Source organism: Paracoccus sp. SSK6 (genome assembly GCF_039770665.1).
GTDB lineage: Bacteria > Pseudomonadota > Alphaproteobacteria > Rhodobacterales > Rhodobacteraceae > Paracoccus.
The window spans coordinates 155,818-181,389 of sequence record NZ_JBDPNJ010000002.1 but is presented as its reverse complement, the minus strand read 5'-3'; the positions used below and the strand labels follow the sequence as shown (position 1 = coordinate 181,389).

Sequence of the window (25,572 nt, the reverse complement as noted above, 5' to 3'; positions counted from 1 at the left end):
AGGAGGATCAGCCCCGTGGTCAGCGTTCCCAATACCCTGCGCATCCGGCGCGCCCTGGAGGACGCCATCGTCGCGGGCCGCTTCCTGCCCGGCACGCGCCTGGACCCCGAGGCCCTGGAGCAGGAATTCGCCTGTTCCCGCACTCCCATCCGCGAGGCCTTCCAGCAGCTGGAAGCATCCGGCCTTGTGCGCGTCATGCCCAAGCGCGGCACCTTCGTCACCCAATGGTCGCCCGAGGAACTGGCCGAGCGCTTCGAGGTCATGGCCGAGATCGAGGCAAGCTGCGGTCGCCTGGCCGCGCGCCGCATCACCGATGCCGAACTGGACGCCTTCCGGGCCGTCCACGACGACTGCCGCCGTCTGGCCGAGGCGGGCGAGGTCGAGGCCTATTACGCCCGCAACTCGGACTTCCACCACTGCATCTATCGCGCGACGCAGAACGCCTTTCTGACGCAGGAAGCGGCCAGGCTGCACGCGATGCTGCAGCCCTACCGGCGGATGCAGTTGCAGGTCAGGAACCGCATGGGGCGGTCATTCGCCGAACATGACGCCATCGTTGCGGCCATCGCAGCGGGCGATGGCGAGGCTGCGGCGAAGGCCTTGCGGGATCATGTGATCGTGCAGGGGGACAGGTTCCACGACCTGATCGCGGTGCTGCGGCAGACGCTGGCCTAGCGTGGGGGGCTGGTGGGGTGGAACCCCACCCGACGGGTTGATTGGCGAAGGCCATCGCCTTCGCCACGCGCTGCGGGTGCCACGAGTACCGCCGGGCTTCAAAAGCCCGGCCAGCGCCGCGCCCCGCCACCGGCGGGCGTTTCACGTCCACCGGGTCGGGCGCTGGCCTCTCGTGGTCGCGGGATGGCACCGTCTCTTGCGGCACCGTCGCGCGCGGGCGGGGGAAACGCATGCGTTTCCCGCCCAGACTATGGATCACCCCCGCCGCCGCCGGATCAACCGGAACAGGATCGGCGCGCCGGTCAGCACCAAGACGACGCGCATGATGTGGTGGACGACCACGAAGCTGAGATCGGCCCCCGCGATCAGCGCCAGCATCGACATTTCCGCCTGTCCGCCCGGCATGAAGGCCAAAAAGCCCTCGACCGGCGGGGCAAGGCCGGTCAGGGTCACGAATTCCGTCACCGCCCCCGCCAGCAGGGCCAGGATCAGCACGAAGGCCGCCCCGCCGATCACGGTTTCGCGCAATTCGCGCAGCGTCACGCCGACGTAACTCACGCCGATGCTGATGCCGATCAGGAACTGCGCGGCCAGCAGCGCCTCGCGCGGGGGGCGCATGTGCAGGATGCCCGCCAGCGACAGGGCGGCCGCGACGATCAGCGGCCCCAGGATCGCGGCGCCGAACAGGCCGATACGCTCGGCCCCCTTCCAGCCCAGCAGGGCGGCCACGACCATGATCGCCAGTTCGGACAGGGGGATGTCGGCGGCGGGCTGGCCCACGGGATGGGTCAGCTCGACGCCATAGACGCTGACCAGAAGCAGGGGGCCCACCACCATGATGACCAGAAGCCGCGTGACATGGACCAGCGAGACCTGGCGGACATTGGCCCCGGCCTCGGCCCCGAAGATGGTCATGTCGGCGGCCCCGCCCGGCATCGCGGCATAGAAGGCCGTCACCAGGTCGAAGCCGCAAAAGCGGCGGAAGAACGGCACGCCGACCAGGCCGATGGCGGCGATGTAGAAGGGGATGATCGCGACCGAGGCCAGCATGGAGGGCAGTTCGGCCACAAGCGCGGGCGTCACCGCCGCACCGATGGCCACCCCCAGCACCGACCGCGCCGCGACCGAGACGGGGCCCAGCCCGATCAGCCGCACCCCCATCAGGCTTGCTGCCAGCGAGGCCATCATGGGGCCGAACAGGAAGGGCAGCGGCAGGTGCAGAAGCCAGAACAGGACGACGCCCCCGGTGCCCACCAGCACCGTCACCCCCTGGCGCACCCGCAGACCGCTTGCCACCCCTGCCCGTCCCATCCTCTGCCGATCAGACCTCGTCCCGGCCCGAGGCAAGGATGCAGAGCGCCGTGATCACCGCCGCCGCCAGCATGTAATAGCCCACATGGGTCAGGCCATAGTGCTGCTGCAGCCAGGTCGCGGCATAGGGCGCGAGCGAGGCCCCGAAGATCCCCGCGAAGTTGAAGGTGATCGACGACCCGGTATAGCGCACCCGCGTCGGGAAGGGCGCGGCAAGCGCCGCCCCGATGACGCCATAGGTCAGGCCCATCAGGAACATGCCCAGGGTGACGAACAGGTAAAGCCCGCCCTGGTCCCCGCCCATCAGCGGCGCCAGGAAGAAGGAAAACACCCCGATCAGGACCGTGACCACCATCAGGAAGGGACGGCGCCCAACCGCGTCCGCGACCTTGCCCGCCAGCGGGATCGCCACGCCGAAGATCACCGATCCATAGATCTGGACCAGCAGCGCGTCCATGAAGGTGATCTGGCGGACCTTGACGTTATAGGACAGAAGCCAGGCCGAGCAGATGTAGAACAGCACGAAGGTCACAAGCGCGACAAAGGTGCCCAGGAACAGGCTGCGCTTGTGGTTGCGGAAAAGCTCCACCACCGGGACCGAGACACGCTGGTCACGCTTGATGGCTTCCGCGAATTCCGGGGTTTCGGTGATCGACAGCCGCACCCAGAGGCCCAGCACGATCAGGATGATCGAGGCCAGGAAGGGCAGCCGCCAGCCCCAGGCCAGCAGGTCGTCCTGCGACATGAAGTGCAGCAGCACCCAGAAGAAGCCCGATGACAGGAACAGCCCGACCGGCGCGCCAAGCTGGGGGAACATCCCGTACCAGCTGCGCTTGCCCTCGGGCGCGTTCTCGGTGGCCAGCAGCACCGCCCCGCCCCATTCGCCGCCCAGGCCGAAGCCCTGCCCGAATCGGCACAGCGCCAGCAACGCGGGCGCGGCCACGCCGATCTGGGCATAGGTCGGCAGCAGGCCGATGATGACGGTGGAAATCCCCATGGTCAGCAGCGCCGCGACCAGCGTGGCCTTGCGCCCGATCCGGTCGCCGAAATGGCCGAAGACGATGGCGCCGAAGGGCCGCGCGAAGAAGGCGATGGAAAAGGTGGCGAAGGACGCCAAGAGCGCGGTCGTCGCGTCGGAAGCCGGGAAGAACAGGGCCGGAAAGACCAGCACGGCGGCAGTCGCATAGACGTAGAAGTCGAAGAACTCGATCGTCGTGCCGATCAGGCTTGCCAGCAGCACCCGCGCCGGGGAATTGACAGGGCCGGGGCCGCGCGCCGCAGCGCGCGCGGAAATCGTCTGATCAGTCATGGTTCATTGATCCGCTTGTCCAAAGGGGTGCGGGGCATCGCGGATGATGCCGGGCGCGGTTCCGCTAGCGCAAACCATGCCCGGAGGGAATGCCAAAGGCGCCGAAAATTGCGCAAACATGGCCGGTTTGCAGCCAAGGATTACCTGCCGGTCAGCGCCCGCCTGGTCGCCACGCGCCCCGCGCGCGCCTCGGCCTCGACCAGCTTCTGCAAAATTTCCTGAAGCTGATAGGGCTTGCTGGCAATGGGCGTCCCGGAAAACCGGGCGGGGATGCCGAAATCCGCGCCATAGCCGGTCGCGAAGACGAAGGGGATGCCCTGCCCCTGCAGGCGTTCGGCCACGGGCAGCGAATCCTCCTGCGCCAGGTTGACATCCAGGACGGCCAGATCGGGCGGGTCGCGGTCGATCATCGCCAGCGCCGCCGCGACCGTGGCCGCGCGCCCGCAGACCTGCAGCCCATGGTCCAGAAGCTCGGCTTCCAGCGACATGGCGATCAGGGTCTGATCCTCGACCAGAAGCACGCGCCGGTTGGTCAGTTCCGCCGCCGGGACCGGAGCCTGTGGGGCGGGGTCAGCGGCGCGGGGCGCGGGGGCCCTGCCATCGCGCAGGAAGCGCGCGGGCAGCATGAACTGCGCGACAAGGCCCGTCGGGCGGAACTCGATCCGGCTTTGGCCGCCCAGGTCGAAGGGCAGCGATTGTTCGACCAGGGCCGATCCGAACCCGGAACGGGTGGGCGGGACCAGCCCCTCAAGCCCCGTTTCGATCCAGTCGATGCGGCAGTCCCCCCCATCGTCCAAGCGCCATTCGACCGCCAGATGCCCGCTGGGGCGCGACAGGGCGCCGTATTTCGCGGCATTCGTCGCCATCTCGTGCAGGATCAGCGCCATGACGGAAAAGGCCCGCCCGTCCAGGGCCAGGGCCGGGCCGTCCATCCGGACCTCGCGCCCCTCACCCGCATAGGGGCCAAGCTCGGCCGCCAGCAGATCGCCCAGAAACCCGCCCTGGTCGTCGCGGATCACCTGGTCATGGGCATAGGCCAGGGCCTTGATGCGGCCGCGCAAGGCATTGGCATAGCCTTCCAGCGTCTCGCCCTCATCGGGCTTGCGGCTGACCAGCGACTGGATCACGGCCAGGATATTCTTGACGCGGTGGTTCAGTTCCCGGTTCAGCACGCGCTGGCGGATTTCGGCGCGGGTGCGTTCCTCGGCCAGAAGCTCGTTGTTGAACAACAGCACCTCGACCACGGCCAGGCGCAGCGCCTCGGCAAAGCGGCGGTCGGATTCGGTCCAAGGGTGGCACTTGTCGCGGACGGTTTCCTTCCAGATCGCAAAGCTGCCGCGCGGGGTCAGGCGGGCGCCGTGCCTGCCGGTTTCATAGGTCTTGGCCGGATCGCCGCCCCAGTCCAGCGTTCGGATCGCTTCCTTGCGGAAATAGAACATGAAGTCGCGCGGGCGCCTGGACAGCGGAATGATCATCACGCCCGCCGCCAGACCCGTCAGGTCCGGGGTGTCGGGCAACAGGTTCGACAGGTGGTCGGTGTGGAACACATCCCCTTCCGACAGCCCGCGGGCCAGGGCCAGCAAGGGGGCGGCCTGCGCGTCCGTCGGGGCAACGCCCGCTGCGGTCCAAGTGCCGTCGAACCACAGCGCGATGCCGTCGGCCGGGATCAGGTCGGCCAGTTGCGGCAGGCGGCCGTGCAGGGCGGGGCCGGCATCCTCGTAGCGGATGGCGTTGACCAGCAGCTCGTCCAGGGCGGCGCGGGCGGCCAGTTCCGCTTCACGCGCATGGCGGCGGTTCAGCGCGTCCAGATGCATCGAGAAGAACTCGCCCACCATTTCCGCCGCGGCGCGGTCGGCCATGGTCAGCACCTTGGGCGCATAATGGTGGCAGGCGATCAGCCCCCACAGGGCGCCGTCTATGATGATCGACACCGACATCGAGGCGGCGACCCCCATGTTGCGCAGGTATTCGCAATGGATGGGCGAGACGCTGCGCAGATGGGCATAGGACAGATCCAGCGGCCCGTCCTGCGGATCCATCGCCAGGATCGGGACCGGCGTGAAGGCCGCGTCGCCGATGACCCGGATCGGGTTCTGCAGATACAGGGCGCGCGCCTGTTTGGGGATGTCGCCCGCGGGGAAATACTGGCCCCGGAAGCTTTCGTGTTGGTCCAGCTTCGCCTCGGCCACGACCTTGCCCGCGCCGTCCTCGCCCAGTTGATAGATCATCACCCGGTCATAGCCCAGCTGCGCCTGCATCAGCATCGCCGCCTGCTGGACCAGCCGGTCCGCGTCCTTCGCGGCGCGCAGCCGTTCCACCACGGTGCGCGACAGGCTGAGGACCTGGCCAAGCCGCTGCGACACGGGCTCGAACTCGATGATGGTGCGGTTGTCGTGGCGGTGGATGGTCGCGTCGAACTGCAGACCGTTGACCTCCAGCCCGAAGACAAGCGCCGGGCGCGGCTTGCCGCCCGACATGGCAAGCGCGTTCAGCAGGGTATGGGCGGCATCGGCGCCGATCACCTCGGCCAGCCGCCGGTCCAGCGGGTCGCCCCCCAGGTTCAGCATGGGTGCCGCGTTTTCGGATCGGAACCGGACCACCCGCGCGGCATGGTCGCAGGCCAGCAGGCAGCCATGGGGCTGGATGCTGCCGGGAATGTGGATCGGTTCCCGGTCGCAATTCGTCAGGTCGATCGGCTGGCCGGCAAGCAGGGGATCCGAGGCGCTGTCGTTCATGCGGGGGCCTTCACGCCGTATGCGCGCAGCGCCAGGCCAAAGACCGCGCGCGCGGCGGCGGCGGCTTCCGGCGCGGGAAAGCCGCCCGCCTCGAGCCAGGCCAGGAAGTCGCGCCAGCGCGTGGGGGATGCCGTCTGCGCGGCCAGATGCCGGGCGCCGTGACCCGCGTCAAAGCCCAGGACCGCCGCGCTTCGCGCCAGCAGCCGCCCGCCCAGGGCCGAGCCTTCCAGGACATAGCAGGCCGCCGCCCTGGCGGCGGGGGTCGGCAAGGGCAGCGGATCGGGACCGGCGGGAACGGGCAGGCCCAGATCGCACAGATCCCGCGCGATCAGCAGCTGAAGGGGCTGGATCCGCCATCCCCCGGCCTGCGCAAGCTGCGGCTCGATCGCGGCGCGAAAGGCATGGCTGCCCGACAGGAAGGCACCATAATCGGCGGCATCGCCGAAGGTTCCAATTTCCCGATCCAGCCTGTCGTGCAGGTCGCGCGTTTCCGTCATCAGAACGCGACGGAGTGTGCCGTCTTGCATCGCATCCCCGTCCAAAGGCCCGTGTCCACCCAGACATAGCGGTCATTGCCGAAGCGCCGCAATAGCGGTTTTCCGGCAAGCCGCCAGCAAATTCCGGTCGCAAACAGGTCAGTATCCCTTTTGCCGGTCCACCAGATGCAGCACGGGGCGCCTTGCCATGGCGCGGCGCAGGTTCTCCACCGCGACGGGCGCGGCGGTCTCGGGGCGCGTTTCGGCGGCGATATGGGGCGTGACGGTGACGCGGGGATGGGACCAGAAGGGATGGTCCGGGGGCAGCGGCTCGGTGCGGAACACGTCCAGAACGGCATGGGCCGGACGGCCTTTGTCCAGTGCGGTCAGCAGCGCACCGTCATCCAGGACGGTGCCGCGTCCGGGATTGATCAGCCAGGCCCCCTGGGGCAGCAACGCCAGCCGGTCCGCGTCCAGCAGCCCTTGGGTCTGGGGCGTGTCGGGCAGCAGGTTGATCAGGATCTCGGCCCGAGACAGCGCACGGCCAAGGTCGATTGTGACCTCGACCCCCTCGACCGCCCGCCCCGAGGCGCTGAAGCCCGCGACGCGAAAGCCGATGCCGCCCAGCATGGCGGCGACGCTGCGGCCCAGTTCGCCCATGCCCAGGATCGTCACCTGCCGCCCGTCCGCCAAGGGGGGCGTCAGATCATGGCGCCAGACGCCGTCCTGCTGATAGGCGTCCATCCCCAGATGCGCGCGCAGCGTCCAGCCGGTGCAATATTCCGCCATGCCGCGCGCCAGACCCGGATCGACCATGCGTGCCAAGGGCTGCGTCAGGGTCGGGTTGGTCACGATGCGCTCGACGCCGGCCCAGAGGCTTTGGACCAGACGCGCGTTCACGAAGGGCGACAGGTCGCTGATGGGTCCGCCCGGCGCATAGATGATCGCGTCGATGCTGGCGGGGTCGGCCCCGGCCTGATCGGCGCGGAGCAACTCCATCTCGGGCGCAAGCCGGGTCAGGGCGGGCGCCCAGACCGGCCAGGACGCGTCGGGGGCGGCGAACAGGACGCGCATCGTCAGCGCGGCCTGTGGACATGGGCGGCCTGCACCAGCCCGAAACCAAGCAGCAGGATCATCAGCGAGGTGCCTCCGTAACTGACCAGCGGCAGGGGCGAACCCTTGGCGGGCAGCATCCCCATCACGGTGGCCATGTTGATCGAGAAATACAGGAAGAACGTCCCGCTGATACCCACGGTTATCAGGGCCGCGAAACGGTCGCGGTTCGTCAGCGCGGAATACAGGCAGAAGCCGATGATCAGCGTGTAAAGGCCCAACAGCGACATGGCGCCCACGAAGCCGAACTCCTCGGCCAGGACGGTGAAGATGAAGTCGGTGTGCTTTTCGGGCAGGAAGTTCAGCCGCGACTGCGTGCCCTGCATGAAGCCCCGCCCCGACCAGCCCCCCGAACCAAGCGCGATCTGGCTCTGGATGATGTTGTAGCCCGCGCCCAGGGGATCGGCGGTCGGGTCCAGGAAGGTGTCGATGCGGCGGAACTGATAGTCCTTGAGCAACTGCCAGTCGGTGCCCCGGCTTTCCATGACGGTCGCGACCAGACCCACGGCCGCCGCGATCACCACGCCGAAATACCACAGGGACACGCCCGCCGCGAACATCAGGATCCCGCCCCCCGCCACCAGCATGATCGAGGTGCCCAAGTCCGGCTGGATCAGCACCAGCCCGGTCGGCGCCAGGATCAGCACCACCGGGATCAGCACCCACAGGGGGCGCGATACCCGGTGCTGCGGCAGCCAGTCGTAGTAGGCCGCCAGCAGCAGCACGAGCGCGATCTTCATCAGTTCCGACGGCTGGATGCGCAACGGGCCGATGTCGATCCAGCGCTGCGCGCCCATACCGATGGTGCCCACCAGTTCGACCGCGATCAGCAGCAGGAAGCAGCAGACATAGGCGGGGATGGAGATCCCGCGCCAGAACCACATCGGCACGAAGGCCAGCGCGATCATGATGACCATGCCCGCGGCAAAGCGGTACATCTGCGGTTCGGCCCAGGTATCGACCCGTCCCCCCGCGACGGACACCAGCATCAGGAAGCCGATGCCCGCCACGGCGGCGATCAGGAAGACCAGCGGCCAGTTCAGATACAGGATCTTGCGGATGCCGGTCGGGGTCTGGGCGACCTTGTAGTCGAGATAGGACATCGGATCAGGCCCGCGTCAGCCGGGGCGCATCGGGCGCGAACAGGTGCATGGCGGTGTGACGTTCTTCCATCGCGGCGCGCTGATCGTCGGGAACGGCGTCCAGCGGCGGCAGGCCATTGTTCAGCGCGAACAGCAGGATGTCACGGGCGATGGGTCCTGCGACTGAGGATCCGCCGCCGCCATGTTCGACCACCACCGACACTGCATAGCGCGGCGCCTGGTAGGGCGCGTAGCAGACGAACAGCGCATGGTCGCGCCTGTTCCAAGGCAGCTGGCTGTTCGACACTACCCCCCGCGCGCGTTCGGCGGCGGTGATGTTGCGGACCTGGCTGGTGCCGGATTTGCCCGCCATGCGCCAGCCCTCGCGGATGATGCGCACCCTGCGGCCCGTTCCAATGGCCGAGTTCACGACCGCATCCATTCCATTGCGTGCCACCTGCAAGATTGCCGAGTCGATATCCAAGACAGAAAAATCAGAGGTTGCGACCGGCACGCCGTCGATCGCGCGGACCAGCCGGGGCTTCACCTCGCGCCCGGTGGCGAGCCGCGCGGTCATCACCGCAAGTTGCAGGGGCGAGGCCAGCACATAGCCCTGCCCGATCGAGGCGTTCAGGCTGTCGCCCACCTGCCAGGCCTGGCCGTGACGGGCCTGCTTCCAGGCGCGGTCGGGCGCGATGCCTTCGGCCACGGCGGACATGGGCAGGTCGTGGCGTTGGCCCAGCCCCAGCCTGCGGGCCATGGCGGCGATGCGGTCGATGCCGACCTTCTGGGCCAGTTCGTAATAATACACGTCGCAGCTGTGGACCAGGCTGGCGATGGCATCGACGCTGCCATGGCCGCCCCTGCTCCAGCAATGGAAGCGGCGTCCTCCGGCGGTGGTGTAGCCAGGGCAATAGAAACGGGATCCTGCGTTGATCACCTCGGCTTCCAGCCCCGCCAGCAGCGTGACCATCTTGAAGGTCGATCCCGGCGGATAGACGCCCTGCACCGTCTTGTCGGCCAAGGGACGGTGGTCGTGGTTCATCAGCGCCTTGTAGTCGGACGACGAGATCCCGCGCACGAACTTGTTGGGGTCAAAGCTGGGCGAGGAACAGATCGTCAGGATGTCGCCGCTTTCGCAGTCGATCACCACGGCGGCGGCGCTTTCGGTGCCCATGCGCTGGGCCGCGTAGTTCTGCAACTGCGCGTCGATGGTCATCTGCACGGTCGCGCCCTGCTCGCCCTCCTGGCGGGACAGCTGGCGCATCTCGCGGCCCGTGCTGTTCACCTCGACCCGGCGGGCGCCCGCCTTGCCGCGCAGGTGATCCTCCATCCGCGCCTCGAAGCCGACCTTGCCCAACTGGAACTCGGGCAGCATCAGGACCGGATCGGGGTTCTCGATCTTGGACAGGTCGTAATCGGACACGGGGCCGACATAGCCCAGCACATGCGCCAGATCGCCCGCGCGGGGATAGACGCGCGACAGGCCCGATTCGGGCGTGACGCCCGCCAGCGCGGGCGCGTTCACGGCGATGGAGCTGAACTGTTCCCAGGTCAGGCGGTCGGCCAGGACGATGGGCGTGATCGCGCTGCGCCTGGAAAATTCGTCCAGCAGTTCCGCCATGCGCGCGTCGCTGATCGGGATCAGCCGGGCCAGGCGGCGCAGCACGGGTTCCACGTCGCCGCCCGCCTCCTCGCGCGTCAGCGTGACGCGGTAATTCTGCTCGTTTCCCGCGATCACGATGCCGTTGCGGTCGTGGATCAACCCGCGCGCGGGCACCAGCAGGCGGATCTTGATGGAATTGCCGTCGGCCAGCATCCGGTATTCCTCGGCATGCTCGACCTGCATGGACCGCAGCTTCAGGGCCAGCGTCGTGACAACGCCCAACTGGATGCCCGCCAGCATCAGGCCCCGGCGGGTGATGCTGCGGCCGGTGGCATCGGAGGGATTGACAGGCTTGGTCATCAGGCGAACCTCATCTGCTCGGCCTCGATGGGGGTGATGCGGCGCAACCCGATCAGCGCCCGCGCCGCCAGCACCACCGGCGGATAGGCGGCGGCGGTGGCGATATAGTGCAGGATCACCTGGCCCAGGGCCGGAACCGGCATCATGAACAGCACCTGTATGATACGATAGCCCAGCATCATCACGCCCATCAGGATGGCGATGCGCAGCCATTCAACCATGAACGGCTGATCGCGCCAACGGGCCTCACGCAAGCGTGCGGTCTCGGTTCCCGCCAGGACGATGGCGGCCCACAGGCCAAGCGGCTGGAACAGGACGATGTCCTGGACGGTGAAGACGGCGGCAATGACCACCGCCGCCAGCTGGTCGGGACGGCGCAGCACCCAGGCGAAGGTCAGGCACAGACCCAGGTCGGGACCGGGCAGGCGCACGGCCCCCGCCGTCAGGGGCAGCAGGCGCAGGAACAGCAGGACCGCCATGGCCGCGCAGAACAGCACCGTGCCGATCAGCACCGGCCGTCTCATCACTCGGTTCCCGTGGCCAGCGGGTCCGATGCCGCCGCAGCCTCGACCGGGGATGCGGGCATCTGCGGGCCGATCAGGCCCTGGCTGCCGGGGGTGATGACCGCGCCCGAATCGACCACGGTTTCCGCCGGATGGGACCGCAGCACGCGCAGGAATTCCAGCCGTCCGTAATCGGCGGCCATGCGCAGCCGCATCCGCCCGTCGCTGCCCTGGACCACCTGTCCCGCCAGCAGCCCCGGCGGGAACACGCCCCCGTCGCCCGAGGTGACGACCCGGTCGCCGGGACGGACATTGTCCGGGTTCTCGATGAAGTCCAGGAAGGGCAGCGGCGTGTTGTCGCCCGTCAGCAGCGCCTTTTCGCCCGAAGGCTGGACCGACACGGGGATGCGCGAGGACGGATCGGTCAGCAGCACCACCCGGCTGGTCCGCTTGCCCACGCCGGAAATCCGGCCCACCAGCCCCAGCCCGTCCATCGTGGCCCAGCCTTCGACGATGCCGTCGTCCGAGCCCACATTCAGCAGCACCGACTGGCGGAAGGCCGAGCCGCTGTCCACCATCACGGTTCCGGTGACGCTGGTCAGCGCGGGGTCGATGCGGACCTTGTTCAGCGCCATCAGCTTGGAGTTTTCCTGCTCCAGCTGGACGGCGGCTTCCTTCCAGGCCTGCATCTTCTGCAGCTCGCGCCGCAGTTCCTGGTTCTGCTGATAGATCCGGGCATAGGACTGGAACCCGCCGATCATCTGGCCGGCCTGCGTGACCGGCGCCAGCGCCCAGTCGAAGCCCGGCACCACCCGGTCGATGATGGCGATGCGCATCCGTTCGGCGCGCGGGCTGTCGATGCGCCAGAACAGGAACAGCGCCACCAGCACCAGCGCCAGCAGCGCGATCAGCACACGCCGGATGGGCGTTGCGAAATCTGGTCCCTTGCGTGCCATTCACGCAGCCCCCTTCCGGGCCGGTCTTCAGCTGTCGTAGTCGATGACGTGGCGCAGCTGCTTTTCGTATTCCAGCGCCTTGCCGGTGCCCAGCGCCACGCAGTTCATCGGCTGGTCGGCAAGCGTGATCGAGAGGCCCGTCTGCTCGCGCAGCGCCAGATCCAGGTCGCCCAGCATCGCGCCGCCGCCGGTCAGGATCACGCCGCGATCCACGATGTCGGCCGCCAGATCCGGGGGCGTGGCTTCCAGCGCGACCATCACGGCCTCGCAGATGGCCTGCATGGGCTCGGCCAAGGCCTCGGCCACCATGGCCTGGCTGATCTCGATCTCCTTGGGGATGCCGTTCAGAAGGTCGCGGCCGCGCACCATGATCGTGGCGCCGCGCCCGTCGTCGGGCATCCGCGCCGTGCCGATGGAGGTCTTGACGCGTTCGGCGGTGCTTTCGCCGATCAGCATGTTCTGGTTGCGGCGCAGATAGTTGATGATCGCCTCGTCCATGCGGTCGCCGCCGATGCGGACGGACCGCGCGTAAACCACGTCGCCCAGCGACAGGACCGCGACCTCGGTCGTGCCGCCGCCGATGTCCACGACCATGCTGCCCGTGGGTTCGGTGATGGGCATTCCCGCGCCGATGGCGGCGGCGATGGGTTCCGCGATCAGCCCGGCCTTGCGGGCGCCCGCGGACAGGACCGACTGGCGGATGGCGCGCTTTTCAACAGGGGTTGCGCCATGGGGGACGCAGACGATGACCTTGGGCTTGGAAAAGCTGGTGCGCTTGAAGGCCTTCTTGATGAAGTGCTTGATCATCTGCTCGGCGCTGTCGAAATCCGCGATGACGCCATCGCGCATCGGCCGGATCGCCTCGATGGAACCGGGGGTGCGGCCCAGCATCAGCTTGGCGTCCTCGCCCACCGCCAGCACCTGACGCTTGCCGTCCTTGACGTGATAGGCGACGACCGAGGGCTCGTTCAGGATGACGCCCTTGCCCTTGACATAGATCAGCGTGTTCGCCGTGCCCAAGTCGATTGCGATATCGGTCGAAAACAAACCGCCGAATGCCATGCCCGTGTTCCTTTCGCGCCGGTTTCACCGGCTGTTCCCATTCTTGTCCGCTTCAAGCGCAGCCACGGCGCGGAATCGACGCACGCGACGGTGCCCCCATATAGAAGCCCCGGATGCAGCGCGAAAGCCCTGTTCCAGCCTTGGGCAGACCTGGGCACATGGCGGGGACCGGACGGCGCGCCAAGCCATGCAAAAGGCGCCCATGACCGGCATGGGCGCCCTTGTTCCTGTCGGCTGTCGTCAGCGCGCCTTGCGGCGGCGGCGCAGCACGGCCAGGGCCGCCAGACCCGCCGGCAGCAGGGCAGCGCCCGCGGGCAGCGGCACCGGCGCGGGCTGCGGATCGGCCACCGCGTTGCCCGGCACGTCGATGTTGTAGTTCAGGCTGCCATGCGTGCCGTAAAGCGACAGGTACAGGACGCCCGCGAAGTCGTCTCCCAGTTGCAGCGAATAGGTGAAGTCGCCCTTGCGGTTCCAGTGCTGGATGTCGACCGAACCGAACTGCGTTCCCTCCCACGCGCTGTAGCGGGGCGCCGCGGTCTGCCAGTAAAGGCTGCCCCCGGCCGAGAACGACCAGTCCGTATCGCCGATCGGGCTCTGCGGCGAAAAGCTGAGGGTGATGGTCTGCGCCCCTGCCTTCAGCGCGGTGAAGCCCAGGATGTCATAGTCGTTCTGGGCGTTCCAGCTGCCCGAAATCCTGTCGAAACCCGCATCGATGATGGTCGGGCTTTTCCAATCGCCCGAAAATTCCGCGCTGCCGGTCCCTTCGCTCAGGGTGGCGGCACTGACCGCACCCGCCGACAGAAACGCAGCCGCGACAGCAAGACAAAAAGCCCGCATCTTCATCCTCGTGAACCGGCGCCTCCTGGCGCCCAAACCGTATAAAAAGGACGCGGCAGCCCTGGGCCTGCCACATCCGACACATTCGCCGTCAGTCATCCTGATGGGACTGGGGACAGATCTCGCATTGGTTGACGCGCAAGTCAACCTGCCGCGCCAACGCGGCGTTTGTCCTTTTGTACAGGCTTTTGCCCGCACCCTGCGGTCAGGGCACCCGTGCCGCAGCGTCACGCCCCGCGACGCGCTGGCGCGGGGCGTGGAAATGGCCGGAATTCGGCGCCGGAACGGCCAGCCGCCGAATCAATGCGAATACATGCTGATTTCCTTGCCGTCGCGGCCCGCGCGGGTGCGGCGCACGATCAGGTGGTTCAGCGCGCCGACATAGGCTTTCACGCTGGCCAGGATCGTGTCGGTGTCGGCGGCCTGGCCGTTCACGATGCGGCCGTCCTCTTCCATGCGCACGGACACAGTGGCCTGGGCGTCGGTCCCTTCGGTCACGGCATGGACCTGGTACAGCTTCAGCGTGGCATTGTGCGGGAAGATCTGCCTGACCGCGTTGAAGCAGGCATCGACCGGGCCGTCGCCGGTGGCATGGACCGTCTTCTCGGCGCCGTCCACAATCATCGTCAGATCCGCCGACTGCCCGTCGCTGCCGCAGACGACGCGCAGATGCTTCACCTGCAGGAAATCATCGCCGGTATTGGCCGAGGCGTCCTGGGCAAGGGCGACGATATCTTCGTCATAGACCTCCTTCTTGCGGTCGGCGAGCGCCTTGAAGCGGACAAAGATGTCCTTCAGCTGGTTGTCGCCCACGTCATAGCCCAGATCGGCCAGCTTGGCGCGCAGGGCGGCGCGGCCCGAATGCTTGCCCATGACAATGTTGTTCTCGTTCAGCCCGATGTCCGCCGGACGCATGATCTCGAAGGTCTCGACGTTCTTCAGCACGCCGTCCTGGTGGATGCCGGATTCGTGCAGGAAGGCGTTCTTGCCGACGATGGCCTTGTTCGGCTGGACCACGAAGCCCGACACCTGGGACACCCGGCGCGACAGGTTCATGATCTTCGTCGTGTCGATGCCGGTGGTGAAGGGCATGATGTCGTGGCGCACCTTCATGGCCATCACGACCTCTTCCAGGGCGGTGTTGCCCGCGCGCTCGCCCAGACCGTTGATGGTGCATTCGATCTGGCGCGCACCCGCCTCGACGGCGGCAAGGCTGTTGGCGGTCGCCATGCCCAGGTCGTTGTGGCAATGGGTGGCGAAGACCACCGTGTCGGCGCCCGGCACGCGTTCCAGCAACATGCGGATCAGGTCGGCGGATTCGCGCGGCGCGGTATAGCCTACGGTGTCGGGGATGTTGATCGTGGTGGCGCCCGCCTTGATGGCGATTTCCACCACGCGGCACAGGTAATCGTGTTCGGTCCGCGTCGCGTCCATGGGCGACCATTGCACGTTGTCGCACAGGTTCCGGGCATGGGTGACGGTCTGTTCGATCCGCTCGGCCATCTGGTCCATGTCCAGGTTCGGGATCGCCCGGTGCAGGGGCGAGGTGCCGATGAAGGTATGGATGCGCGGACGGCGCGCGTGACGCACGGCCTCCCAGCAGCGGTCGATGTCGGGGATCTGCGCGCGGGCCAGGCCGCAGATCACGGCGTTCTTCGCCTGCCGGGCGATTTCGCTGACGGCGGCGAAATCGCCTTCGGATGCGATGGGGAAGCCCGCCTCGATGATGTCCACGCCCATCTCGTCCAGCATGGAGGCGATTTCCAGCTTTTCCTCATGGGACATGGTGGCGCCGGGCGACTGCTCGCCGTCGCGGAGGGTGGTGTCGAAGATGACGACGCGGTTCTTGTCGGACATGGGTCGGTGCTTTCTTACGGGGGTTCGTCGCGGGATGACCGGGCACTTCCTGGCTGAGCGGCGGCCCGGAGACCCGCTCAGCGCAGCGTAAGAAGCAGCAGACCGCGGAGGTTCACGGCCAGGCGCGCGCCATGGGGCGCGGTCGGGGCAACGGGAATGTCCAGCATCCGGGTCATGGCGGGGACTATGCCGCGTGACAGGGCAAATGAAAAGCGGAAATCACGCCGCCCGTCCGCCGCGATCCAGGCCGTCCAGCACCTGCCGCAACCGGTCGCGGTCGTGATCGCTGGGCAGGCCCGCCAGGCCCCGGTCGCAGGCCAGGCGCAGCTGACGCTCCGCCGCCTGCCGGGCCGGGGCGGGACCGATCCGGCGCAGGGCGTCCAGGGCCTTGACCAGCCGGGTCAGAACGTCGATCTGCCCCGCCGCGTCGCGCGCGATCAGGTGGAAGGCATCGTCGCAGATGTCGTCATAGCGCAGCGGCGGGACGCGCAGCCGGGGATATTCGGCCTTGTGCAGTTCCGCCTTGTGCCATCCATCTGCCCACATGGTCAGCAGCCGCACCTGCCGGCCGATCACGTCGATGGCGGTGCCTGGGTCGTTGACGGCGGGCGAAAGGGCGCGCAACGCCACCTCTGACAGGGCGATGATGCCGAAGCGGGGGTCCTGGTCGAACGACCGGGCCTTGGCGATGGTAAAGGCGCCCCGGACCTTGCGCGCCAGATCCTCGCTCAGCAACTCGCCCTGCAATACGGCCAGCGGGCTGCCGCGATACAGGAAGGCGCCGGGCAGGACGCGGATGTCCAGGTGGATGCCGCGATCCTCGCACAGGCTGGACAGGGCGGCGGTGTCGATGAACTGGACATAGCCCACTTGGTCCGACAGGATGGCAGGCCCCCCCGGCGCGTCGTCCGGCAAGGGGCGGCCGCCCAGAAAGGGCAGGTCGAGCCGCGCCTTCATCGACCGGAGGGTCGCGTCCTCAAGCCGGTCGATGGTGTCGCCGACACGGCCCAGCTTGGTCAGCTGGTGGATCCACCGCAGCAGGGCCAGCACGATCAGGATGATGACCAGAACCGTCACCACGAACAGCAGCGCCCGGCCCTGCGGGCCATAGACGCTGACCCGCAGCGTTACCAGGCCCACGATGCTGAACAGGAAGGATCCGATGAAGGTCGCCAGGACCGACTGGATGAAGTCGTCCTCGGTCAGCAGGCGGGTGGCCCGCGGCGTGGCGTTCGAGGTGGCCGAGCCGTAGGCCGAGGTCAGCGCCGTGACCGAGAAGGTCGTGACCGCCAGCATGGACGAGGCGATGACGTTCAGCAGGCTGTCGATCGCCTCGGCGCTGATGTCGATGGGCAGGGGCCAGGGCAAGAGCGATGCCAGCGTGGCGGCGATGGCCGCAAACACGCCCAGCACCGCATAAAGCGAGACGCGGACCCACAATGTCCGGCGCAGCCGCGACAGGATCCAGCGCAGGCGGGACATGCTACTCGGCCCAGCGCACCTTGGTCAGGTCGTTGGCCTGCGTGGGCGCGTTTTCCCACAAGCCTTCGATCCGGGCATCCGCGACCCCGGTCTTGGCAAGCTGGAACAGGAAGGCGTTGACATAGTCCTTCGCGATCATCTCCTGCGCCTGATGATAGAGATCGCTGCGCTGTTCCGGCGTGACCGCCGCCTGCAGCCGGTCCATCAGCGCCACGAATTCGGGCCTGGCGTAGTGGAAATAATAGTCGGACCGGGCATAGATATCGATGTCCAGCGGCTCGGTATGGCTGATGACGGTCAGGTCGAAGTCGCCGTTCTTGAAAACGGTTTCCAGCCACTGCGCCCATTCCATGTTGGTGATCTGCGTCTGGATACCGACAGCGGCAAGCTGCGCCTGCACGATCTCTCCCCCGCGCCGGGCATAGGGGGTGGGCGGCAGGGCAAGGCGCAGGGTGATGGGGCCCACACGCCCCTCGGCCAGCAGGGCCTTGGCCTTGTCGGGGTCGTATTCCGACAGCCCGGTCAGATCGACGTAATCGGGGTGGTGCGGCGCGAAATGGCTGCCGATGGGGGTGCCGTATCCGAACATCGCCCCGTCGATGATGTCCTGGCGGTTGATCGCGTGGGCGATGGCCTGGCGGACCTTGATGTTGTCCAGGGGCGCGCGGCTGTTGTTCATGGCCAGGATCGTCTCGCCCTCGGTCGTGCCGACCATGACCTTGAAGCGGGGATCGGCCTGCAGTTGCGGCAGCGTCTCGGGCGCGGGGAAGTTCGGGAAGGCGTCCACGTCGCCCGCCATCATCGCCGCGAAGGCGGCCGAGGGATCGGGGATGAAGCGGAAGGTCGCGGTTTGCAGCGCGGGCTTTTCGCCCCAGTAGCCGTCAAAGGCAGACAGCACGATCCGGTCGCCCTGCACCCATTGGTCCAGCCGGAACGGGCCGGTGCCGACGGGCTTCGTGGCGATGTCGGCCACGCTGGCCGGGTCCAGCATCACCGCATCACCCCAGGCCATCTTGAAGGGGAAATTTCCGTCCGGTGCTGCCAGGGTCACGCGGACGGTCAGCGGATCCACCGCCTCGACCGACTTTATCCCCTGGAACAGCACCTTCTGCGCATTGGTCGAATCAGGTGCCCGCGCGCGGTCCAGCGTGAAGACCACGTCGCTGGCGTCGAAAGCCGCGCCGTCGTGGAAGGTCACGCCGCCGTGCAGGTGAAAGACATAGGTGCGGCCGTCATCCTCAATGTCCCAGCGTTCGGCCAGGGCGGGTTCGATGGTGCCGTTGGGGCCGAAGCGGGTCAGGCCTTCAAAGACATTGGCATAGACGACCTCGTCGGTCGCAGCCGCCGCCCCGCCGGTGGGGTCGAGGTTCGGGGGCTCCAGCACCATGCCCAGGGTGATGGCGTCCTGCGCCGCGGCGGGAAGCGCCAGCAGGATCAGCGCGGCCAGGGGTTTCAGGGCTTGGATCATGGGCGTCCCCTTCCGGCGCGTTTCGGCATCAGTTGCTGCGCGGCCCCCGCCAGCATCAGCCACAGCGATGTGACGACCAGACCCCAGTTGGCCCAGCTGTCGGGGTGGAAATCGACCCAGGCCGCGCGGGCCGCAAAGACGCACCACAGGATCGCCACCGGCAGCGACACCGCCCGCCAGCGTTCGGTGCGGACCGGGTGGATGAACTTGATGGGCAGGAACATCCCCACCGTCAGCGCGACCACGATCAGCAGGATCACCGTCCAGTGCGGATCGGTCGCGAACAGGACCAGCACCACCATGTTCCAGCAGCCAGGGAAGCCGGAAAAGGAATTGTCCCTGGTCTTCATGCGGGTGTCGGCCCAATAGATCACGCTGCCATAGACGATGGCGATGATCGCGAACCAGCCTGTCCAGCCCGACAGCAGCCCGGACTTGAACAGCGCATAGGCCGGGATGAAGGCATAGGTCAGATAGTCGATGATCAGGTCCATCAGCACGCCGTCATAGTTCGGCGAGTGGATCTTCACGTTGTATTTGCGCGCCAGCGGGCCGTCGATTCCGTCCACGACCAGGGCCACGACCAGCCACAGGAACATCAGCGACCACTTGCCCTCGACCGCGGCCAGCATGGCCAGCATGGACAGCACCGCGCCGGTGGCGGTCAGCAGGTGGACGGACAGGGCTTTGTGTTGTGTCTTCATGGGCAGGTTCTGGCAGCTTGGCGGCAATCACGCAACCGTGCTTGGCGCCTCAGCGCAGGATCGGCGGGCCTTTCGGGCGCGGCTGGGATGCAGGTTCCTCGGGGACCGACAGGTCGAAGCGCAGCACGTCCGCAGGCAGGGTCGCATCGGTAAAGCTGACATCCACGCCGCCGGGCTGTTCGGGCAGGAAGGCCAGCGCCTCGGCCAGGGCCTTGGCGATGGCGGGCTGATGGGCGGGATCGGCGCCCGCGACCAGGACGACATGACCATCCCCCGCCCCGGCAAGGGCCGCGCCCGCGATCAGCCCGCGCATGTCGCCCAGGCGTTCGGCCAAGGGCTGCGCCAGGGTTTCGACAACGGCAGGCGCGGGCGGGGTCAGGCGCAGGCGAGCGTCAGTGGGTTCGGGCGCGGCGGACAGCGCCCCGGTCAGCCAGTCCAGCATGGCGGCGTCCAGCAGCATTTCCGACGGGTGGCCGGGATTGACCAGGAGGCCCGCCCCTTCGGATTTCAGCAGGCCCGCCAGCACCCGTCCCGGCATCGCGGCATAGGCCAGGGGGCCGCCGAAGAAACCCGCCAGCCGGTCCTCGGTGTCGCAGGCCAGCGCCACGGGGCCGGTTTCCAGCGGGAAGATGCGCAGTTCCACCCGGTCGCCCGCAGGCTCGGCCACAAGCGCCACGGCCAGTTCGGTATCCGCCAGCCGCGACAGCATCCGCGCGCGCTGCGGGGCATCGGCGTCGTGGAAGGGATGCGGGGCAAGGTCGTCAAGCGCGGTCATTGAACAGGCCTTTCAGGGAAAGGGACATGGCCCCGCCCTAGGACGGATCGGTGTGGATCGTCCAGTCCCTTGCACCGATTGGGCGGGCGGGATCAGGAAACCTATACGTTTCCCCGCCCGCGTGAGCGGGGGCCATCAGAAACGGTCTCGCCCAAGCCCACGAGAGGCCAGCGCCCGCCCCACCGGCGGGCGCTGGCGGGGCCTTTGAGACCCGGCGGCACTTGCGGCACCCGCACCACATGGCGAAGGCAATGGTCTTCGCCAATCAAAGCCCCAAGCTGACGCAACCGTGATTCCCCCTCCGCGACAGGGGCGCACATATGGATTCCATGAAGCGACGCACCCTTCTGCTGACCGCCAGCCTGTCTCCGCTGCTTGCAGCACCCGCCCTGGCGCAGGCGGGCCTGTCCCCGATCCTGGAGGACGCGGAACGGCTGGACAACCTGCGCGCCGTCGCTGTTTGGCGCGGGGGCGAGGAAATTGCCGCACAGGGCTATCACGGCTTCACCCCCGACAGCCCGACCAACATCAAGTCAGCTTCGAAATCCATCATCTCGGCCTTGGCGGGTATCGCCATCGACAAAGGCGCGCTGGAGGGCCCCAACCAGACGATCGCGCCGATCCTGCGCGATGATCTACCCGCCGATCCCGATCCGCGCCTAGCCACGGTGACGCTGGGCCACCTGCTGTCGATGCAGGCGGGGCTGGAACGGCAGTCGGGGGCGAATTACGGCGCTTGGGTCAACAGCCGCAACTGGGTGCGCGCGGCGCTTGCCGCGCCCTTCACCCAGGATCCGGGCGGGCGGATGCAGTATTCCACGGCCTCCACGCATCTGGTGTCCGCGATCCTGACGCGGGTGACGGGCCGCTCCACGCTGGCGCTGGCGCGCGACTGGCTGGGCGATGTGCCGGGCTTTGCCATCACCGGATGGGAACGCGACCCGCAGGGCATCTATCTGGGCGGCAACCAGATGGCGATGAGCACGCGGTCCCTGCTGGCCTTCGGCGCGCTCTATGGCGACGGGGGGCGCGCGGGCGGACAGCAGGTGGTGCCGCAGGACTGGATCGTGGAAAGCTGGCGGAGCCGCACGGCGTCCATCTTCACCGGCCAGGGCTATGGATACGGCTGGTTCATCGGCCAGGCCAGCGGGCGCCCGGTCCGCTATGGCTGGGGCTATGGCGGGCAGATGATCTATGTCTTCCCCGCGACGGGCGGCCAGCCTGCCGTGGCAATCGCCATGACCTCGGATCCAGACCAGCCCTCGGCCCGGACGGGCTATCGCAACGACCTGCACATGCTGGCGGACCGGATCGTGCAGGCGGTCTGAAGCCAGGCCCTAACGAACACGGGAACAACCCCGCCCCGCAACGGTTGATCCTGCGACCAAGCGCAGGAGGAAAGGATGCCCCAGCCCGACCCGGAAAAGGACATGGATCTGGACAAGGACCAGACCACGCGCCCTTCGCTGCGCAAGGGGGACGGACCCATCGAGCCTTCGGGCAGCGCACGCCAGCCCCGATACGACCGCAGGACGACCCCCGACGCCGCCAGCGGCGACCCGACCGAATAAGCTGCAAGGCGCAAGTCCGGCTTGCGGCCCCACGTCAGTCGATGAAATCGCCCGCCTGGAAGTTGCCCAGGTTGCCCAGAAGCTGCCCGATCAGCGAGATCTCGGTCACGCTGCCCTCGGTCACGCGGCGCGACAGGGTGACGACGCGGCCGCGTTCCAGCCCAAAGCGTTCGACATTCGTCACCACGCCGGCGGGGTTGAAGGACACGGCCACGACCTCGCGGCTGATCTCGCGCGGCTCCAGCGCGCCGTAATGGCGCCAGCGCGAGCCGACGTAATACCAGCCCGACCCGGTCAGCAGGCCCTGGGCGGACGGACGTCCGATCAGGCCCTGCAGCTCGTCCACGGTGGTCTGGCCGACGACGACCTGCGACAGATCCTCGGGCGCGGGAATGAAGCCGTGGTTGCGATAGACCGGCGCGCAGGAGGCAAGGCCGAGAACGGCCACGAAAGCCAGGATCACCAGATGCCGGATGGCTGTCATTCCGTCTTTCCTTTGCGCAGGGGCTGTTGACGCGGCCCGCCCGGCTTAGCAAACTCGGGCACCGCGCTCAAGAATGACAATCCTGTCGCGGGTTTGCCGCCCGCCGCACCGGCGGCAAGCCCCGCAGCCACGACCTCGAGGCCCGCCATGACCAGCCCCACCCCGCAGCCCGAACGCCTGCGCGTCGCCCATCTGAACCCGCGCGTGCCGACTCCCTTTTCCCTGGCGCCCGATGCTGGCCGCTGCGCCGCCATCGCGGCCGAGCTTGGCCTGGACGGCCTGTCGAAGCTGACTTTCGAGGGGACCATCCGCGCCGAGGGCGGCGAGGCCTGGGCGCTGACCGGCCGCTTGCGCGCCCGCGTCACCCAGCCCTGCGTGGTGACGCTGAAGCCCGTCAGGACCACCCTGGATGAAGAAGTCGAGCGTCACTATTCCCCCCATGTGACCGCGCCCGAGGGCGACGAGGTCGAGATGCCGGACGAGACGCTGGAACCGCTGGGCCAGTTCATCGACCTGGCCGCCGTGATGATAGAGGAACTGGCCCTGGCCCTGCCCGAATACCCCCGCGCCGAGGGGGTCGAATTCGAGGCCGCGCCCGAGGAACCCGCCCCCGACACCCGCCGTCCCTTCGAAGGGCTGGACAAGCTGCTGCGCCAACGGGACGACGGCTAGGGCGATTCCCGCCGGTCGTGGCAGTCGCGCCACAGCGGGCGGGATTTCCGCGCCCGGCCGCGCTTGACGCTGGCGGAAACCGGATTCTTTGATGCAATTAGCCTTGCCTGTCCCGATGCAAGGGGTTGCGGGCAGGGCCGTCATGGCGTATCTGCGCGGTTCATTTACGAATTCACACCCCAGGGTGCGCAAGACGCCTGCGCGTCGCACCTTGCCAAACCCGAGGTCGAGACATGGCTGTCCCTCAGAATCGCGTTACCCGGTCCCGCCGGAACATGCGCCGCGCCCACGATGCCCTGGTCGCCGGAAACCCCAATGAATGCTCGAACTGCGGCGAGCTGAAGCGCCCGCACCACGTCTGCCCGTCCTGCGGCCACTACGCCGACCGCGAAGTGATCGCGCAGGCGAACGAGATCGACCTGGACGACGACGCGGCCTGATCGGGCTTGGCAGCCGCGCCAGATGACTGACCGTGACGTGACCCATCCTGCATCGCCTGCCTCCGGCCAAGGGGGCGGCGTGGTGATATCGGTCGATGCCATGGGCGGTGATCGCGGCCCTGCGGCGGTTGTCGCGGGCATGGCCGAAAGCGCGGCCGTAAACCCCGAAATCCGGTTCATCGTGCATGGCGACGAAGCCCAGCTTCGCCGCCTTGTCGGCCGTCGCAAATCCCTAGCCGGGCGCTGCGACATCCGTCACGCGGGGGGCGTCGTCACCATGGACGACAAGCCCAGCCAGATCGTGCGCAAGGGCGACGGCACCTCGATGTGGTCGGCCATCGAATCGGTCAAGACCGGCGAAGCGGGCGCCGCCGTCAGTTGCGGCAATACCGGCGCGCTGATGGCCCTGTCGATGCTGCGCCTGCGCAGGCTGCCGGGCGTGAACCGCCCCGCCATCGCCTGCCTTTGGCCATCGCTGAACCCGCAGGGCTTCAACATCATGCTGGACGTGGGCGCCGACATCCGCGCCGACGCGCATGACCTGCTGCAATATGCGCTGATGGGCGCGTCCTACGCCCGCAACGGCCTTGGTCTGGACCGGCCCCGCGTCGGCCTGCTGAATGTCGGGACCGAGGAACACAAGGGCCGGGCGGAATTGAAGCAGGCGCAGGATCTGATCGTCGCCGCCGCCGAGGCGGGCAAGTTCGAGTATGTCGGCTTCGTCGAAGGCGGCGACCTGCCTTCGGCGCGCGTGGATGTGATCGTCACCGACGGCTTCACCGGCAACATCGCCTTGAAGACCGGCGAGGGGACGGCCAAGCTGGTCGGCACCCTTCTGAAGGACGCTTTCGCGAATTCGATCATGTCCAAGTTTGCCGCCCTTCTGGCGATGACCTCTCTCAAGCGCCTGCAAAAGCGGATCGACCCGCGCCGCGTGAATGGCGGTATCTTCCTGGGCCTGAACGGCACCGTGGTGAAATCGCATGGCTCGGCCGATGAAACGGGCGTGTCGGCGGCGATCAAGCTGGCCTTCACGCTGGCGAAATCGGGCTTCCAGGACCGGCTGGCCGCGCGCGTGGCCCAAGTCGCCGCCACCGCTCCGGGCGCCGAGGCCGCGTCGTGACTGTCCGTTCGGTTGTCCGTGGCACCGGCCATTACCTTCCTGAACGCGTGGTCCCGAACAGCTGGTTCGAGGATCGGCTGGACACCACCGACGAATGGATCCGCACCCGCACCGGGATCGAACGGCGGCATTTCGCCGCCGAAGGCCAGGCCACCAGCGACATGGGCCTGCGCGCAGCGCGCGCCGCCCTGGACAAGGCCGGCCTGAAGCCCGACGACATCGACGGGATCGTGCTGGCGACCTCGACCCCCGACCACACCTTCCCCGCCTCGGCCACGATGATCCAGCACGGGTTGGGCATGACGCATGGCTTTGCCTATGACGTGCAGGCCGTCTGCGCGGGCTTCGTCTTTGCGCTTGCCAATGCCGATGCGATGATTCGCGGCGGCATGGCGAAACGCGTCTTGGTCATCGGGTCCGAAACCTTCTCGCGCATTCTGGACTGGTCCGACCGTGGCACCTGCGTGCTGTTCGGCGACGGCGCCGGAGCCATCGTGCTGGAAGGGCAGGACGGCGCTGGCACCCGCGACGACCGGGGCATCCTTGCCAGCGATCTGAACAGCGACGGCCAGTATCGCGACCTGCTCTATGTCGATGGCGGCGTGTCCACCACCGGCACGGCGGGGCAGTTGCGGATGCAGGGCAACCTGGTCTTCCGCCATGCCGTCGAAAAGCTGGCCAAGACCGCGCATGTCGCGCTGGACAAGGCCGGTCTGACCCCTGCCGAGGTGGACTGGCTGGTGCCCCACCAGGCCAATGCCCGGATCATCACGGCGACGGCGCAGAAGATGGGCCTGCCGATGGACAAGGTCGTCCTGACGGTCGCCGACCACGGCAACACCTCGGCGGCCTCGATCCCGCTGGCTCTGTCGGTGGCCGACAACCAGAACCGTTTCCGCGAAGGCGACGTGATCGTGACCGAGGCGATCGGCGGCGGCCTCAGCTGGGGTTCCGTGGTCCTTCGCTGGTAA

At 67.8% G+C, this 25,572-nt stretch carries 24 protein-coding genes; 7 read left to right on the top strand and 17 right to left on the bottom strand.

All coding sequences use genetic code 11. The features are described 5' to 3' along the window. Positions 1-15 precede the first annotated feature (15 nt). Positions 16-675 (top strand): GntR family transcriptional regulator, encoded by a 660-nt coding sequence (locus AAIL68_RS02655; protein WP_347137942.1) that lies wholly within the window; start codon positions 16-18, stop codon positions 673-675. 255 nt (positions 676-930) lie between these two features. Here AAIL68_RS02655 and AAIL68_RS02650 read toward each other — a convergent pair whose 3' ends face one another. The 16 genes from AAIL68_RS02650 to AAIL68_RS02575 form a co-directional block, all read right to left on the bottom strand. Next, positions 931-1,986 carry an AbrB family transcriptional regulator gene (locus AAIL68_RS02650; protein WP_347137941.1) on the bottom strand — a complete coding sequence of 352 codons (1,056 nt, stop codon included), beginning with the start codon at positions 1,984-1,986 and terminating at the stop codon, positions 931-933. Between the two features lie 10 nt (positions 1,987-1,996). Then, positions 1,997-3,295 (bottom strand): MFS transporter, encoded by a 1,299-nt coding sequence (locus AAIL68_RS02645; RefSeq protein ID WP_347137940.1) that lies wholly within the window; start codon positions 3,293-3,295, stop codon positions 1,997-1,999. A 140-nt stretch (positions 3,296-3,435) separates the two neighbouring features. Next, entirely contained in the window at positions 3,436-6,030 is a 2,595-nt protein-coding gene (locus AAIL68_RS02640; protein ID WP_347137939.1) for an HWE histidine kinase domain-containing protein, read from the bottom strand. Next, positions 6,027-6,527, bottom strand: coding sequence for a biliverdin-producing heme oxygenase (locus AAIL68_RS02635; RefSeq protein WP_347137938.1), 501 nt, complete (start codon positions 6,525-6,527; stop codon positions 6,027-6,029). Before AAIL68_RS02635 ends, AAIL68_RS02640 begins: the two co-directional genes overlap by 4 nt. A gap of 138 nt (positions 6,528-6,665) precedes the next feature. Next, positions 6,666-7,580 (bottom strand): glyoxylate/hydroxypyruvate reductase A, encoded by a 915-nt coding sequence (locus AAIL68_RS02630; protein WP_347137937.1) that lies wholly within the window; start codon positions 7,578-7,580, stop codon positions 6,666-6,668. Between the two features lie 2 nt (positions 7,581-7,582). Then, the gene (gene rodA / locus AAIL68_RS02625) at positions 7,583-8,722 is read right to left on the bottom strand and encodes a rod shape-determining protein RodA (protein WP_347137936.1); all 1,140 of its coding nucleotides are present in this window, start codon (positions 8,720-8,722) and stop codon (positions 7,583-7,585) included. A gap of 4 nt (positions 8,723-8,726) precedes the next feature. After that, positions 8,727-10,667 carry a penicillin-binding protein 2 gene (mrdA, locus tag AAIL68_RS02620; RefSeq protein ID WP_347137935.1) on the bottom strand — a complete coding sequence of 647 codons (1,941 nt, stop codon included), beginning with the start codon at positions 10,665-10,667 and terminating at the stop codon, positions 8,727-8,729. Beyond that, complete coding sequence (locus tag AAIL68_RS02615) at positions 10,667-11,191, bottom strand: rod shape-determining protein MreD (protein ID WP_347137934.1); 525 nt, start codon at positions 11,189-11,191, stop codon at positions 10,667-10,669. The genes mrdA and AAIL68_RS02615 overlap by 1 nt, the downstream gene beginning before the upstream one ends. Beyond that, positions 11,191-12,126 (bottom strand): rod shape-determining protein MreC, encoded by a 936-nt coding sequence (gene mreC / locus AAIL68_RS02610; RefSeq protein WP_347137933.1) that lies wholly within the window; start codon positions 12,124-12,126, stop codon positions 11,191-11,193. Before mreC ends, AAIL68_RS02615 begins: the two co-directional genes overlap by 1 nt. Before the next feature lie 27 nt (positions 12,127-12,153). Next, a complete protein-coding gene (locus AAIL68_RS02605) occupies positions 12,154-13,188 on the bottom strand; it encodes a rod shape-determining protein (protein ID WP_347137932.1) in 1,035 nt (344 codons plus the stop codon). A 240-nt stretch (positions 13,189-13,428) separates the two neighbouring features. Then, positions 13,429-14,025, bottom strand: a complete 597-nt coding sequence (locus AAIL68_RS02600) for a VPLPA-CTERM sorting domain-containing protein (RefSeq protein ID WP_347137931.1) — start codon at positions 14,023-14,025, stop codon at positions 13,429-13,431. 300 nt (positions 14,026-14,325) lie between these two features. Continuing rightward, complete coding sequence (locus AAIL68_RS02595) at positions 14,326-15,882, bottom strand: 2-isopropylmalate synthase (protein WP_347137930.1); 1,557 nt, start codon at positions 15,880-15,882, stop codon at positions 14,326-14,328. A 219-nt stretch (positions 15,883-16,101) separates the two neighbouring features. Continuing rightward, a complete protein-coding gene (locus tag AAIL68_RS02590) occupies positions 16,102-17,364 on the bottom strand; it encodes a DUF2254 domain-containing protein (RefSeq protein ID WP_347137929.1) in 1,263 nt (420 codons plus the stop codon). A gap of 1 nt (position 17,365) precedes the next feature. Then, positions 17,366-18,832: an ABC transporter substrate-binding protein gene (locus tag AAIL68_RS02585; RefSeq protein WP_347137928.1), complete on the bottom strand. Its 1,467-nt coding sequence runs from the start codon at positions 18,830-18,832 to the stop codon at positions 17,366-17,368. Continuing rightward, positions 18,829-19,536, bottom strand: coding sequence for a CDP-alcohol phosphatidyltransferase family protein (locus AAIL68_RS02580; RefSeq protein WP_347137927.1), 708 nt, complete (start codon positions 19,534-19,536; stop codon positions 18,829-18,831). The genes AAIL68_RS02585 and AAIL68_RS02580 overlap by 4 nt, the downstream gene beginning before the upstream one ends. A 49-nt stretch (positions 19,537-19,585) precedes the next feature. Beyond that, positions 19,586-20,311: an SseB family protein gene (locus AAIL68_RS02575; RefSeq protein ID WP_347137926.1), complete on the bottom strand. Its 726-nt coding sequence runs from the start codon at positions 20,309-20,311 to the stop codon at positions 19,586-19,588. Between the two features lie 329 nt (positions 20,312-20,640). Between AAIL68_RS02575 and AAIL68_RS02570 the strand changes: the two genes are divergently transcribed. Both AAIL68_RS02570 and AAIL68_RS02565 read left to right on the top strand, forming a co-directional pair. Next, entirely contained in the window at positions 20,641-21,639 is a 999-nt protein-coding gene (locus AAIL68_RS02570; protein ID WP_347137925.1) for a serine hydrolase, read from the top strand. Between the two features lie 75 nt (positions 21,640-21,714). Then, positions 21,715-21,882, top strand: coding sequence for a hypothetical protein (locus tag AAIL68_RS02565; protein ID WP_347137924.1), 168 nt, complete (start codon positions 21,715-21,717; stop codon positions 21,880-21,882). A gap of 34 nt (positions 21,883-21,916) precedes the next feature. Here the strand turns inward: AAIL68_RS02565 and bamE are convergent, their stop codons facing one another. Next, on the bottom strand, positions 21,917-22,366 hold the full coding sequence (bamE, locus tag AAIL68_RS02560) for an outer membrane protein assembly factor BamE (protein ID WP_347137923.1): 450 nt from the start codon (positions 22,364-22,366) through the stop codon (positions 21,917-21,919). Between the two features lie 147 nt (positions 22,367-22,513). On the opposite strand from bamE, the gene AAIL68_RS02555 reads away from it, so the two are divergent. The 4 genes from AAIL68_RS02555 (at position 22,514) to AAIL68_RS02540 (ending at position 25,572) form a co-directional block, all read left to right on the top strand. Further along, positions 22,514-23,038 (top strand): DUF177 domain-containing protein, encoded by a 525-nt coding sequence (locus AAIL68_RS02555; RefSeq protein ID WP_347137922.1) that lies wholly within the window; start codon positions 22,514-22,516, stop codon positions 23,036-23,038. Between the two features lie 233 nt (positions 23,039-23,271). Then, entirely contained in the window at positions 23,272-23,478 is a 207-nt protein-coding gene (gene rpmF, locus AAIL68_RS02550; protein ID WP_126153697.1) for a 50S ribosomal protein L32, read from the top strand. 22 nt (positions 23,479-23,500) lie between these two features. Next, positions 23,501-24,601, top strand: coding sequence for a phosphate acyltransferase PlsX (plsX, locus tag AAIL68_RS02545; protein ID WP_347137921.1), 1,101 nt, complete (start codon positions 23,501-23,503; stop codon positions 24,599-24,601). Further along, the gene (locus tag AAIL68_RS02540) at positions 24,598-25,572 is read left to right on the top strand and encodes a beta-ketoacyl-ACP synthase III (RefSeq protein WP_347137920.1); all 975 of its coding nucleotides are present in this window, start codon (positions 24,598-24,600) and stop codon (positions 25,570-25,572) included. The genes plsX and AAIL68_RS02540 overlap by 4 nt, the downstream gene beginning before the upstream one ends.